Annotated in this window: 15 protein-coding genes and 1 tRNA gene; 8 read left to right on the top strand and 8 right to left on the bottom strand. The window is 63.8% G+C overall.

Annotation, left to right across the window (positions count from 1 at the left end):
* Window positions 1-37: 37 nt before the first annotated feature.
* Both LH407_RS11045 and LH407_RS11040 read right to left on the bottom strand, forming a co-directional pair.
* The gene (locus LH407_RS11045) at window positions 38-1,261 is read right to left on the bottom strand and encodes an acyltransferase family protein (RefSeq protein ID WP_322133937.1); all 1,224 of its coding nucleotides are present in this window, start codon (window positions 1,259-1,261) and stop codon (window positions 38-40) included.
* Between the two features lie 132 nt (window positions 1,262-1,393).
* On the bottom strand, window positions 1,394-2,035 hold the full coding sequence (locus LH407_RS11040) for an NADPH-dependent F420 reductase (protein WP_322133938.1): 642 nt from the start codon (window positions 2,033-2,035) through the stop codon (window positions 1,394-1,396).
* 188 nt (window positions 2,036-2,223) lie between these two features.
* On the opposite strand from LH407_RS11040, the gene LH407_RS11035 reads away from it, so the two are divergent.
* The 3 genes from LH407_RS11035 to LH407_RS11025 all read left to right on the top strand — a co-directional run bounded on the left by LH407_RS11035 (window position 2,224) and on the right by LH407_RS11025 (window position 5,999).
* The gene (locus LH407_RS11035; protein WP_322133939.1) at window positions 2,224-3,462 is read left to right on the top strand and encodes an ATP-binding protein; all 1,239 of its coding nucleotides are present in this window, start codon (window positions 2,224-2,226) and stop codon (window positions 3,460-3,462) included.
* The gene (locus LH407_RS11030) at window positions 3,459-4,781 is read left to right on the top strand and encodes a DUF6414 family protein (RefSeq protein ID WP_322133940.1); all 1,323 of its coding nucleotides are present in this window, start codon (window positions 3,459-3,461) and stop codon (window positions 4,779-4,781) included. The genes LH407_RS11035 and LH407_RS11030 overlap by 4 nt, the downstream gene beginning before the upstream one ends.
* A gap of 1,083 nt (window positions 4,782-5,864) precedes the next feature.
* Window positions 5,865-5,999, top strand: a complete 135-nt coding sequence (locus LH407_RS11025; RefSeq protein WP_322133941.1) for a hypothetical protein — start codon at window positions 5,865-5,867, stop codon at window positions 5,997-5,999.
* Here LH407_RS11025 and LH407_RS11020 read toward each other — a convergent pair.
* On the bottom strand, window positions 5,996-6,832 hold the full coding sequence (locus LH407_RS11020) for a hypothetical protein (protein WP_322133942.1): 837 nt from the start codon (window positions 6,830-6,832) through the stop codon (window positions 5,996-5,998). The genes LH407_RS11025 and LH407_RS11020 overlap by 4 nt on opposite strands.
* A 152-nt stretch (window positions 6,833-6,984) precedes the next feature.
* On the opposite strand from LH407_RS11020, the gene LH407_RS11015 reads away from it, so the two are divergent.
* Entirely contained in the window at window positions 6,985-7,212 is a 228-nt protein-coding gene (locus LH407_RS11015; protein WP_322133943.1) for a hypothetical protein, read from the top strand.
* Between the two features lie 109 nt (window positions 7,213-7,321).
* On the opposite strand, the gene LH407_RS11010 is transcribed toward LH407_RS11015, so the two are convergent.
* A tRNA-Lys gene (locus tag LH407_RS11010) sits at window positions 7,322-7,397 on the bottom strand.
* 59 nt (window positions 7,398-7,456) lie between these two features.
* On the opposite strand from LH407_RS11010, the gene bcp reads away from it, so the two are divergent.
* Entirely contained in the window at window positions 7,457-7,930 is a 474-nt protein-coding gene (gene bcp / locus LH407_RS11005; protein ID WP_322133944.1) for a thioredoxin-dependent thiol peroxidase, read from the top strand.
* Here the strand turns inward: bcp and LH407_RS11000 are convergent.
* Complete coding sequence (locus LH407_RS11000) at window positions 7,927-8,331, bottom strand: hypothetical protein (RefSeq protein WP_322133945.1); 405 nt, start codon at window positions 8,329-8,331, stop codon at window positions 7,927-7,929. The two genes, bcp and LH407_RS11000, sit on opposite strands and share 4 nt — an antisense overlap.
* 172 nt (window positions 8,332-8,503) lie before the next feature.
* Here LH407_RS11000 and LH407_RS10995 point away from each other — a divergent pair, with 172 nt between their 5' ends.
* Together LH407_RS10995 and LH407_RS10990 are read left to right on the top strand one after the other, a co-directional pair.
* On the top strand, window positions 8,504-8,752 hold the full coding sequence (locus tag LH407_RS10995; RefSeq protein WP_322133946.1) for a WhiB family transcriptional regulator: 249 nt from the start codon (window positions 8,504-8,506) through the stop codon (window positions 8,750-8,752).
* Window positions 8,753-8,836: 84 nt separating this feature from the next.
* A complete protein-coding gene (locus tag LH407_RS10990) occupies window positions 8,837-9,166 on the top strand; it encodes a hypothetical protein (RefSeq protein WP_322133947.1) in 330 nt (109 codons plus the stop codon).
* On the opposite strand, the gene LH407_RS10985 is transcribed toward LH407_RS10990, so the two are convergent.
* The 3 genes from LH407_RS10985 to LH407_RS10975 are packed head-to-tail and all read right to left on the bottom strand — an operon-like array spanning window position 9,163 to window position 12,521.
* A complete protein-coding gene (locus LH407_RS10985) occupies window positions 9,163-10,665 on the bottom strand; it encodes a sensor histidine kinase (RefSeq protein ID WP_322133948.1) in 1,503 nt (500 codons plus the stop codon). The genes LH407_RS10990 and LH407_RS10985 overlap by 4 nt on opposite strands.
* 9 nt (window positions 10,666-10,674) lie before the next feature.
* Window positions 10,675-11,871 (bottom strand): P-loop NTPase family protein, encoded by a 1,197-nt coding sequence (locus LH407_RS10980; protein WP_322133949.1) that lies wholly within the window; start codon window positions 11,869-11,871, stop codon window positions 10,675-10,677.
* Between the two features lie 2 nt (window positions 11,872-11,873).
* The gene (locus LH407_RS10975) at window positions 11,874-12,521 is read right to left on the bottom strand and encodes a hypothetical protein (RefSeq protein WP_322133950.1); all 648 of its coding nucleotides are present in this window, start codon (window positions 12,519-12,521) and stop codon (window positions 11,874-11,876) included.
* Window positions 12,522-12,608: 87 nt separating this feature from the next.
* On the opposite strand from LH407_RS10975, the gene LH407_RS10970 reads away from it, so the two are divergent.
* On the top strand, window positions 12,609-12,887 hold the full coding sequence (locus tag LH407_RS10970) for a helix-turn-helix domain-containing protein (protein WP_322133951.1): 279 nt from the start codon (window positions 12,609-12,611) through the stop codon (window positions 12,885-12,887).
* Window positions 12,888-12,997 lie beyond the last annotated feature (110 nt).

Below are 12,997 nucleotides of genomic sequence, written 5' to 3'. Positions count from 1 at the left end.
GCGGCCCCGTCAGGATGAGGCCGCCCCGACGCACCTTTCAGTTCGAGGGCTCTATGCCCGTGCGACTGTTGTTGCGATCGAGGCAGGCCTGGGTCACCTCGGGGTTGTTCTTGCTCGTCCAGATGCTCGCGCCCGAGAGCGCCAACGTCACGACAAGACCGGCGGTGACCGTCGCAACCGAAACCCGTCGACGCCGACGGAAGTGGTCGCCCTCGAGAGGCGTTCTGCGGATCGGATTCTCGACGAACTTTGTTGTGCCCCACGAGAGAAGCACCGCGAAGGCAAGAAGCAGCACCATAAACCACGACGGGCTCGGCGACCCGGTGATGAACGGCGCGAAGATGAGCACCGGCCAGTGCCACAGGTACAGCGCGTACGAGATGTCGCCGGTGAACTGAACGGGACGCCACCCCACGATCGCGCGAGCCGATCGAGGAAGCTCGGCGTTGCCGGCCACGATCATCGCGCCCGTCGCGACGACAGGGATGATCGTCCATGCTCCGGGGTTGGTGCCGAGGAGCAGGATCGATGCGACCAGCGCGACCGCCGAAACCCAGAACAGGGCATCCGCCCGCCGGCCCGTCACGCTGAGCGCGGGGAGTACGGCGAGAAGGCCACCCGCGGCGAACTCCCAAGCACGGGTGAACGTGCTGAAGTAGGCGAGTTCGTAGTTCTGCGCGCTCGTCGCGATCCAGAGCACCAACGACGCAGCGATGATGACGGATGCCCCCACCGCGAGAACAGGTCGAGGTGCTCGCGACAGTCGCGCCGCGATGGCGGCCCCGGCGATCACGAGGAGCGGCCACACCAGGTAGAACTGCTCCTCCACTGAGAGCGACCAGAAGTGCAGCACGGCCGTGTCGATCCGCGGGCCCTCCATCGGGGAGAGCAACACCCAGTTCTGCACGTAGAGCGCGCTGCCCGCGATCTGCCGGAAGTAGTCGGTCCAGAACTGCATCGGCACCACGAGAAGGGTCATGACCGCCGTGACGATGAGGACGAGCGTTGCCGCTGGCAGGAGCCGTCGGGCGCGGCGCACGTAGAACCGCCCGAGCCTGATGCGGCCGTCACGTACTCGCTCCCCCACGAGGTGGCGGGTGATCAGATAGCCGGAGATCACAAAAAATATGTCGACGCCGAGATAGCCGGCGGGTACGAGGCCGGGCCACGAGTGATACAGAACAACGGCGACCACGGCGAGCGCGCGCAACGCCTGAATGTCCAGCCTCCGCTTGCTGGAGGTCACGACGAGATCAGCCACAAGCCCCTTTTCTCTACCCCCGTCCGAGGGGCGTCGACAATCCATACTCCCGAATTGACCTTCACGGTAACTGAGCGAGCGGCGGACTAGCGGGGCCTTTCCATTCGCGCAGAAATGTGCAAGGCGCAAGCATTAGAGCACGCGCTGAGCTGCCCCGAGTCGCTCGACGAGCTGATCGCGGGTGTTGGGGATGCCGTACCCAGGGCGGTCCCGCTCGATGCGCCACGACTCGTCGAGACTGTCGATCGCCACCGTGTCGTACCCGAGCTCGTCGTAGAGCGCGGTCACAAAGGTGAGAGCCTCTGGACTATCGGATGCCGCGACAAGGGCTCGACGGTCGGTGCTGCCCGCGGGCATCCCCGCCGTGGGGATCTCGTGCGCACCGATGTGGTTGAACGCCTTCACAACACGCGACGTTGGGAGGTGCTTCTGCAGAAGCCCCGACGTGGTTTCCTCTCCACGGTCGAGCGACTCGATGTGCCCGTCCCGTTCGAAGTAGTAGTTGTTGGCGTCGAGCACGATCTTGCCCGCGAGTGGCTCAACGGGAACATGCGGGTAGGCCTTGAGGGGCACCGCGACGAGAGCAACCTCCGCGGCCTCGGCCGCCTCCTCCACTGTGGCGGCGCGCGCCTTCGGGCCGAGCTCATCGATGAGGGCCGTGAGCGTCTCCGGTCCGCGCGAGTTGGAGATGACCACGTCGTGTCCGTGCGCGATGAGCGCGCGAGCGACGTTGCTGCCGATGTTGCCTGAACCGATGATGCCGAAAGTAGTCATGGCATGGGCCAACAGCATGGCCAGCGAAGCTATTCCGAGATGCCGATCGTGGTACACCCCCCGGGACTTGAACGGCGCTAGCTCTGTCCGTCACCCGCTGAAAACTTCGCCCCACAGCTCGGTGGCAGGTCGTCGAGCGTGCTAGTCGCGTCGAGATGTGTCGCCATAGCGAGATAAAATTTCAGCTAATGTCCAACTACTTCAACCTCGCGCGAGTGCACTCGGTAGCGATCGACGCCGACTACGTGTGGGTCGAGTTTCCCAACGGTTCCATGGCTGTCCTGGAGGCCTCAGATTTACCCTCTTCGGAGCCGGGCAGCTTCGTTCACGTCTCCAATGACTTGTCCGTGGTGCTCGCTGCTCCGGCGGGAGCCGCGTGGCCTCGCCAATTCAGAATTATTGGGACTTTGAGGCACACCGAGGGCGAGCGATCACTGCTGGAGATCGCTTCGCAGCTGAAGGCGGTTGAGGCAGAGAGCATCGAGTCACCTAACGTTGGCGAGTCCTACTGGTTCGACGAGTCGGCCCGTATGTGGCGACCGCTGACTCAGGCTGAATCCAATGTCGTGGCAGGCTTCGATGCCGAAGACTCAATGCCATTCGCCGTCGAGTCGCTCAAACCCGAGGACGGGGGTGCGGCAGCGGTCGGAGGTCTAACAGAGAGAATCACCGAGCTCACGCGTTTGGTACTAGCCAGTTTTGACGCCCGCGCGACTGGATCGACGGCCTCAGGCCTAAAGCCGATCTCTGGAGCCATGTTCTTCGGTCCCGCAGGAACCGGAAAGACGCACCTTGCGCGCTCGGTTGCACAAGAGACAAATGCGCAACTCATCACGGTCAATGGTCCCGAGCTTGTGAGCAAGTGGGTCGGGGCCACTGAGCGAGTTCTCCGGGATCTGTTCGCTCACGCGGACAAGTACCCTCGGTCGATCATCTTCTTTGACGAATTCGACACCATTGGCGCACGTCGAAGTCCCGAGTCGCATGATTTCGTCAACCGACAAGTGGGCCAACTCCTGGCAACGATGGACGGGGCAAACCGGACTAAGCGTCCGTTTGTGATTGCGTCCACCAACCGTCTTGAGGACGTCGATGAGGCGTTCCTCCGACCTGGAAGATTCGATTACACAATGGAATTCACGGTTCCCAAGCAGGCAGAACGGCTGGACATCATTCGAGCTCAATCGAGGAGTATCGCCGCCGCAACTCCTGCGGTAATCGCCTGGCTCGCCAGCGCGTCAAACGCTTGGACTCCAGCCGAACTTGGTCTCATCTGGACGGAGGCCGAGGCCGGACAACGCGCTGCCGGAGCTCCGTCCATCACCAAAGAGCACATCGCGCTCGGGTATGAGAAAGCTCGCGCTCAGCATTCAGCGATAGAGCGAACTCGCGATGCATGGGCACTAGAGGAGGCACAACGAGCGTGAGTATTTTCCGAAAGCGCCGACGTTCTTTCGGCTCAGCAATTAGGGAATTCGTCTATCTAGACGAGACCAGCGTTGAGAGCCTGCTCGCTTCCGTCGACGGCGAGATCCTTGTGCAGAGGACAGAGACGCAGTCCCGGTCGCGCGAGGCCAGCATCTCTGCAGGGGTGTCAAAGACGACACAGTTCGGACAAGCCAATTTTGCGCCCACCCTGAAGTCTGTGCGAGGTACCGAAGTTCAGGTACTGCGCAAGTCGGTGGCTCAGTCGGCGTTCGCACGCTTCAGGGCGAAAAACATCGCGAAATTCGCCCTTCTGCCGCTTGCTTCGGTGCGAACCGGTCCGATCGACAAACTCCTTCTCCGGCGGACGGACCCGTCCACGATGCGACGACTCGGCCAGGGCATCGCTCTGAAAAACCTCAAGCGCGGCGACCTGCTCGAGATTGAAACGGACCTCGTCGCCTCTGACATCTACAAAGCTCGGACTGCTATGTCGGCCGTGACGAGCGTTGTTGAATCATTCCCGACCTTCCTCACAATTGAGTTGAGGGACGCGCTAAAGAACGCCAAGCCGCTTACCGAACTCATCGACAGCCTTACCGGCAACGCGATTCCGGTCGTAGGCCAAAATCCAGGCGTTTCCATCGTCGAGATTCAAGGCGAACCATGGCTTGTGAATGCAACAGCGGTTTCGGACTCGGCTGCCCCGACCGACGTCGAGTTCGAAAGCGTGACCAACCCCAAGTGGTTCTGGGGGGACGTGGGTCGCATTCTGTTCCGTCAAACGCGCTTTACGATGCTCTGCCGAGTGGTCAATCCGGTGCTCACCGAGTTCGAGTCGGGTTCGTACGTGGGCTCCATCCTGCGCACCATCAACGATGATTTGGCTGAGACCGTTGACGGGCTCGGCACGATGTTTTTGGGAGCGCTAAGGAGCGGGCACAACAAGGGGGCCTCCGCTCTGATGCCGGACGGTCCAATTGACCCGGCCATCATCGACTACGCGACGAGCATTCAAAGACTCGCGGGTCGAGAGAACGAAACACTCCCGAGCGGACTGAGCGAGCTCTTTGGCGGCAGGGACCTGAAGGCCCTCGCGATTGATGCGCAGACGACAGCCTTCATGCTTGTTGACGGCCTCGCCGGCGTCACAGATGAAGAAGTGACCCAGCTGCAGAGGGCCGAACTTCGCGAGGCGGTTCGAGAGCGCAATAGACTCTGGCCGTGGTCCCAACGGAGTCCAGTGGTCGAATCGAGTGGAGGCTCCGACGGATCCGCAGCGCAGTACTTAGAGGTCGCGATCGTGGCGGTCTACTGGTGAGTCCGTCTTGCGGCACGTGGACACGAACCTCGATTCGGGAGTGACCTTGGCAAACTTGCAATGGAGCGACGCCATCTCGTTCGCCGCACTCGCACTCGCGCTGATCGCCCTCGTCCTCGGAGAACGTAGGGCACGGCAGAGCCGCCTTGCTGCAGTCGAGCGCAACGTGGTGCATTGGAAAGTCGAGTGGCCCGAACGGAGCGCGTTCATCCTCACCAACGAAGGCCCAGACCAGGCGAAGAACGTGTACGTCGAAATCACAACAGAACATCGTCGATGCGCTTCGGAAGCTAAGCGCATGCGAGCGGGCGAGACTCTTCGAATCGAGGTCCCCCATCTCGGCGACCTATGGGATTCAACTCGATGGCGAAAAGACGATCGAGAGAGCGGGCCGTCGATCGTTTCTGTCGTTGGATACGGCGGTTTGATCTCCTGGGACACTCTGAGGGGAGTTCGCAGGGAAGAGACTCTGAACTCGTACATCCAAAACGCGCGCGCGGCTCTCGATCCAACTCGACCATTCCAGGCGTAATCCCGGGCGACGCTCGGCGGCTGAGGGACAGCGAGGCATATCGGTGTCTACCCGGAACTCGGAGGGGTTATGAGGAGGGGTCGACTACGTCAGTCGAATCAGCGCCGGATCGACCTGAAGAGTCTTCGTCGCGCTTCACGATCTCACGGAAGTGCGTATCAACGCACATCGAGCCTTCCATCACCCAACGCCCTCGCCGGACCGGCGTCCCCGTCACGGTAAGAAGAAGACGGCGCTGGTGCGCGAAAATTGCCCGTTCGTATTCAGGTGCAGTCAACGCGATTTTGGGCTGACCGAGTACCTCGCCGCACACCCTCGCCGAGCCGACCCGAGCGCGGCGCTCTGGCCCGGGCGCTCCAAGGGTCGGCATGGCGACTCGCGCAACCGTGTGGACTGGTCACGCCCGTTAGACGTGTCCTCCGTCTACAGGTACTACTTCAGTTCGACGCGCGAAGCTCGGCGTCCGCCCGGCGCGGTCGCACGACCCGCGGCACTTCTAAGCGAGCGCCTGTGCCGCGCAAGGTATCGACATTCGCAAGGTCTCGCGATGGATGGGCCACGCCAACATCAACACCACCGACTCCATCTACTCGCACCTATTCAACGGCTCGGCGACCGCGGACATGGACCGCCTCGACAACCTCGCCGCGCGACCGGCCGCGGCAGCAATTCCGCGGGTCGGTTAGCGTCGAGCGACCGCACCCGAGGAGAACAACTGGACCAGAGGCACGGCGAGCATCACTGCAGCTTCGGCTTCGGCCTGCGTGCTCGCAGCGTAGCCCGGCTGGCCCGCATGCCGGTCATTCTGACCTGTCCAGAGTGCTTGCATATTGCCGATCACAACCTGCGCGGTTGTGTGAGTGGGATGCTCGCGAGTCATAGCGAGAGCCCAGTCGCCGTCCGCACGCATTTGTCCGATTACGGTGCCGAGGGTAGCTCCGGTGTGATTGGGACTCACCACCGGGATCGCAGCTGCTTCAACTGCCTTTATTGACTTCGCGTAGGCCTTCTCGTAGTCGGGATTGAGGCCGAATGCCGCATGCCACGCTTCCGACAGCAAGGAACCCGCATTGCCGGGGACCGCAATCGCTGCTTCGGCTGCGACCTGCACCCCTTCAGGTACACGTCGCTCTAATCCCGCGAATCCGCCGCGCTGCCCAACCTTCCAGAGCGAGCCGCCCGCTAGCAATATTCCCTCCAACTCATCGTTGCGACTTTCGCGCCCGTCCCACGTCGAGTTGTCGTGAATGAGCCAGTCGATGACGTCCAGCGCACTTGAACCCAAAGCGTCGAAGACGCTGTCGGGCCCATAACGCTCCAAGTCTGCTGCGAGCGAGGTCCGAGCAGCGAGGTCGTACTCCTCCATCCGTTCAGTCCATGCACGCGCGGTGTAGTCCGACCCAAGAGTGAACTCGGTGCCGAACCAGTTGCGGAGTGAACGCTCCATCCAATCGGGAATGCCGTCTACGAGCGCGTGGTGCGAGGCTGGGTCAGCGCCACGCGGTGTCCATTGAGCCATATACACATTCTGGCCGAAGGGGGTGACGGCGCTCGCGGCCAGCGAGGACTATCCGCATCGCTGCCCGGTCACAGGGGGGCTATATCAATGCAACCCCATTGCGGCTCAGGCTGGAAGGCGAGCGGCAGGCAGCCGCTGGGAAGGCAAATATCATGCAGACGCGACGAAGCTCTGAGGGCGACCTCGACTACAACTTCTACGACGTCGACCTTCAACCGGCGCTGCACTCCGTACTGCTCGACTATTTGAAGGACGTGGACGGTTCGACGGTGGACGCGCTGAGCTTCGCGGTCTCGGGAGACGTTCGACCGCGTGCTCAACGAGCTTTGGATTTCATCAGTCGCGATGGCCCTCCAGGACGCTCGGGAGGAACTTGCTGAACTCGCAGGAGGGGATCGGCACCTAGGGTCGAGCACACCAAGTGAGCGGATTCGCCCTCGTAGGAGCGAAAAAGGCCCGGAATCGCTGGCGAGAGCTGCTCCGAGCCTTTGGTACACCCCCCGGGACTTGAACCCGGAACCCACTGATTAAGAGTCAGTTGCTCTGCCAATTGAGCTAGAGGTGCGTAGCCCGCTTGGCGGGCCGAGGAACAAGGTTAGCATGACTGGAGACCTGAGGAGACAGATGACCGCACGACTCGAGCCCGGCGACACGGCACCCGATTTCACACTCACCGACGAGAGCGGTGCGGAGGTGTCATTGCACGACTTCCGCGGGCAGAAAGTGATTCTCTACTTCTACCCCGAGGCGATGACCGAAGGATGCACGAAGCAGGCCTGTGACTTCCGTGACAACCTCTCCTCGCTGAAGTCGGAGGGCTACACGGTGCTCGGCGTCTCCCGCGACGAGCCGGCCAAGCTCGCGAAGTTCCGCGAGAAGGACGGCCTGAACTTCGCGCTCCTCAGCGATCCCGATCGCACGGTACACGAGGCCTACGGTACGTGGGGTGAGAAGAACCTCTACGGCAAGCAGGTGGTGGGGGTCATCCGCTCGACCTTCGTCATCGACGAGAACGGTGTGATCACGCTCGCGCTGTACAGCGTCAAGGCGACCGGCCACGTCGCCATGCTGCGCAAGAAGCTGGGGCTCGCCGCCTAGGATTCCCGGGCCGTCGCTGCCATCACGGGCTTCGTGAAGAGCAGCACGAGAGCAACGATGGCGGGGATGAGCAGCGCCCACCCGACATCCGGTCGCGCGAACAGCCCCTGAAAACTGCCGACGGCAACCGCGATCTGAAGGATCTGCCACACCACGATCGCGCCGCGCACCCACGGTGCACCACGCAGGGTGTTGACCCCCACAACGGCAAGCCAGATCGCGGCGATCACCACGAGCACGGTGAGAGCGAGAGCGCTCGCGACCGACGACGGTACGTCGATGATGAGCTCCAGAATCAGCCACAACGCGGCGGCCACCATGAGCGCGCATTCCGCGAAAACGATGACCGCCAGAGTGGTGAGAAGCGGATGACGGCGACCCTCTACCACAGCACCCCTCATCAAAAAACCATTGATTTGTATATACCGGTATGCGATTCTAGTTGAGGTTGATTTCACGCTCCCAGTGTCGCGAGCGGGTCCCACGGATTTTTCCACCCCCATCCAACAGGCGTATCGACGTGTCGATCGCCTGTCCGCGGACACCCACCGCGAGCACCTAAGGAGTACCACCATGGACTGGCGCGACAAAGCTGCCTGCTTGACCGCTGACCCGGAGCTGTTCTTCCCCGTCGGCAACACCGGTCCGGCCGTCGACCAGATCGACAAGGCCAAGGCTGTTTGCGCGCGCTGCACCGTGACCGAGATGTGCCTCCAGTACGCACTCGACACCTCCCAGGACTCCGGCGTCTGGGGTGGCCTCAGCGAAGACGAGCGCCGCGCCCTCAAGCGTCGCGCCGCTCGCGCCCGTCGCGCTTCCTAGCGCCACACCCGCGGCAGTGTAGCCGCGAGTTGTTCTCCTGCACAGCCCTACTGTGCCGGATGCCCGCTGCCTAGGGTTGTGGGCATGAGCGAAACGAGCAACGACCCCACCCGCATCCGCGAACAGCCGTCCCTGACGAGCTCGACGGGCACGATCTGGTTGATCGTCGGCGGTCTCCTCAGCGTCGTCTCAATCGTGGTGCTCTCGCTGCTCACCAGCCTTGAGGGCGCGGCACTCATCGGCGTCGCCATTGTGGTCGCACTGTACGCCGCCATTGTGGTCACACGATTCGTTGTGCCCGTCGGGCGCAGGCGGCTTGCGATCATGGCGGCCTGCATGCTCGCCATCGCGGCCGTGTCACTAATCTTCGTCGGCGTCATCGCCGCGACCGAGTGGGAGCCCCTCGGGACTTAGCCGATCGACGTGCCGCGCAGCCAGGTGAGCGGCACGTCGATTGTCACCTCGGTGCCACGGCCCATGAGAGTGTGCCAATCGATGGTGCCGCCGAGCTCGCCCTGGATGAGGGTGCGCACGATCTGGGTTCCGAGACCGGAACCGACCTGACCCTCCGGGAGTCCAACACCGTTGTCGCGCACCTTCACACTGAGGTGGTCCTCGGTGCGGGTCGCCGCGATCTCGACTTCGCCGTCACGGCCAGCGAGTCCGTGCTCCACTGCGTTGGTGACCAATTCGGTGAGCGCGAGGGCGAGCGGCGTCGCGTACTCACTCGGGAGATGCCCGAAGCTTCCCGTTGACCGCGGGTGCACCGTCGTGTTGTGGCTGGATGCCACCTCGGCGATGAGTTTGAGAACGCGATCGAAGACGACATCAAAATCGACGTTCTGGGTGAGCCCCTCGGAGAGCGTGTCGTGGACAACCGCGATGGATGCCACGCGCCGCATCGCCTGGCCGAGGGCATCCCGCGCCACGTCCGAGTGTGTGCGCCGCGCCTGAATGCGCAGGAGCGAGGCGACCGTTTGGAGGTTGTTCTTCACACGGTGGTGAATCTCGCGGATCGTCGCATCCTTGGTGATGAGCTCGCGCTCCTGGTGACGCACCTCGGTCACATCGCGGCACAGCACAATCGCGCCGACACGCTCACCGCGATCGCGGATAGGAATGGTGCGCAAGGAGACGGTGACGCCGCGCGATTCGATGTCGGTGCGCCAGGGTGCACGACCGGTCACCACGAGCGGGAGCGACTCGTCGACCGTGAGCCTGCCGTGGAGAAGCTCGGTGGTCACCTCGGCGAGGGACTCCCCCTCGAGCTCGCCCGCGAAACCCATGCGGTTGAAGGCGGAGAGAGCGTTGGGGCTCGCGAAGGTCACGAGACCGTCGACGTCGAGTCGAATGAGGCCGTCGGATGCACGGGGCGCGCCGCGGCGCGGGCCGCTCGGAGCCCCGAGGTCCGGGAAGTCCCCCGACGCGATCATCGCGAAGAGGTCATTGGCGCACTCATTGAAGGTGAGCTCCTGGCGACTGGGGGTTCGCGCCTCGCTCAGGTTGGTGTGCCGCGTGACAACACCGATGGGATGCTCGGTTGTCGCGCTCCCGCTCGGGCTCAGGCGGCGCATCACCGGCACCGCGCGAACGCGCGTTGGGGTCTCCTCGTACCAGGCGGGAGCCGCCGTATCGACGATGCGGGCCGTCTCAAAGGCTTCCGTCACCTGCGCGGTCCACTCGGGTTTGATCTCCTGACCGACAAAGTCCCGGTAGAACAGAGTCGCCGCACTGGAGGGGCGGGCATGGGCTACGGCAACAAAACTGCCGCCGGCACTCGGAACCCACAGCACGATGTCGGCGAAGGCGAGGTCGGCGAGCAACTGCCAGTCCCCGACGAGCAGGTGGAGCCATTCGATATCGGCATCACTGGAGCGCCCTTGCGCCTGGACGAGATCACTGAGCGTCGACACTCGACAAGGCTAGCGCCTGCCCGGTGTGAGAACCCGGCGTCGGTCTCGGCGTCTCGGCGCGTGATCGGCCCGCGGCGGGAGCAGCGACAGGGCGAGGTCTCGGAGTGCGAGTCTCGCCGCAGACCTCGGGGCGACCGTCGCGAGCGGCGCGGCCTCGAGCATCGCCACGTCGAACGCCGGACGATCATCCGGAATCATGACGGCACCATGGATGCCCGCAAACCGAGCCAAAGCGGAGGCCGCCTGTTCTCGTGGCCGAGCCCCCAGGGCGCTCGCCCGAACACGATTGACGACCGTGATGAGGCTCCCACCGATGAGGTCGCGCACGTGCGGCACGATGCGCACGAATCGGGCGAGTCCGAGGGGGTCGGCCGCGGCCACCGCGACGACGACATCGGCGGCCGCGAGCACCGCGATCGCCGCGGCGTCACGAGCGGCGCCTCCCTCGTTGCGTTCGAGGCTCGCGCCGACATCGACCACAACCACGTCGGCCTCTCCTCGACACTCGGCGAGCACAGCCTCGACGTTCTCCGGGTGGACCTCGGTCCAGCGTGATGAGTGCGGGATTCCGGTCAACACGCGGAACTCCGCATCACCGGCACCGGCCAACTCCGACACTCGTGTCACCTCAGCCGACGTCAGCTCCCCGCTGCGCGCAAGTCGACATGCGACCGCGAAGCCCGGAGCGCCATCGGCGAGACCGAGGGCCGGTGCGACCGAGGCCGCATGGGTGTCGGCGTCGATGAGAACAACCGTGCGGTCGAGCATGGCAAGTTCTGCGGCGAGCGAGATCGCCACCGACGTGCGGCCCGGCGCACCGTGCGGGCCCCACACCGCGATCGTCACGGCCGAGAACGATCGCGGTTCGGCCGAGTTGCCGGGTGCCCGCCCGAGAGCCGCCTCGATGACCGACCAGGATGCTCGAGCATCGACCACCTCGTGGAGTCCGAGCCGAGTCAGCCGACGTCGCTGCGCAACCGTGGACGCCAAGACAACCATTCGAACCCCGGTGGCGTCGGCGGGAGCCAGAAGATCAACCGACAGTGCGGCATCCCCTGCGACGATGGCGACGTCGACGAGACGCTCGGCGAAAGCTGCGACAAGTTCCGGATGACCGGAGACCCGCGTCACGATGTGACCGTGTCGTTGCGCCTCGGCGGCTACCTCACTCCCCCGCTCGCCGCCCACGTGCACCGCGATCCTCATGCTCACCGTTCGAGCTCCGCCGCGGACGGCACAATCGAGATGAGGTCACGCCGGGCCTGTGCCTGGGCGATGCGTGCGATGCGATCGCGCGGTACGAGAAGCTCGACGGCGACCACGTCGGATCCGACGACAAACGATTCATCCTGCACACGCTGGACCACGATCGCCCGCGGCGCGATAACCACGGGCGCGCTCGAGTCGTCCGCGTCCGCCCCGGTCGCCCACACGTCGACGGTGACCCCGGGTGCGACGGCGCCGGGGAGTCGGCCCGTCACATCGACGACGATGGCCGCGGCATCCGCTGTGCCGCGCCCCAACGCACTCCGCGGCACAAGTTCTCCCGCTCCAATGGGTTTCATGACGACCAGCTCGTCTTCGGGAATCTCCCCGGGGAGCAGATATGCGTCCTCGACAATGGTCAGCCGCATCTCGCTCTCGATGAGGTCCTCCGGCGCGATCACGTCGCCGGGGAGGTATTGGCGCCCGGAGACGTAGACCGCCGTAGCCGATTCGGCTGCGGTCACCAGTACCGTCACGCCCGCCACCGATCCGACGATCAGAACGAAACCGATGACGAACCGGGGGTCGAAGATGATCGAGGTAAGTCGGGTTGCGGTGGAACGTCGGACGGCGCGGGCAGGTGTTCGCATGCGCACATGCTCGCCTCCTGCTGGGTCACGCGCGGTGACTTATCCACACGAGGCGGGAGAGAGATTCAAGGCATAGATAATCGAGGCATGAACACGGTGGAGGCTACTCGCAGTCGTTTCATCACCGTGAGCGAGGCCGCGCGAATCCTTCGAATCAGCCGGGCCCTCGCCTACACGCTCATCCGATCGGGCGAGCTTCGCGCCATCAAGGTGGGCGGAGCCCGTTGGCGTATCGAGCGTGAGGTGCTGGAGCGCTACATCGACGATCTGTATGAAGAGTCCCGGCGCCGGAGCCTGTGGGAACAATCCGAGGTCGCGAGCCTCTCCGAAACCTCCTCCTTCCAGAACCGCAACCGGTCCGACTGAGGCCGCCGTCCACAGACCGGGCTTGTCCACAGCGGCGTAACCGGTTTGAGTTCGGCCCGCGTGACCTGCTTAGGTGTGTGTACCGCAACGTTCACTAGACAGACTCGTCT

Source organism: Antiquaquibacter oligotrophicus, from assembly GCF_020535405.1.
Lineage (GTDB): Bacteria > Actinomycetota > Actinomycetes > Actinomycetales > Microbacteriaceae > Rhodoglobus > Rhodoglobus oligotrophicus.
This window is presented reverse-complemented; position numbering and strand designations above follow the sequence as displayed.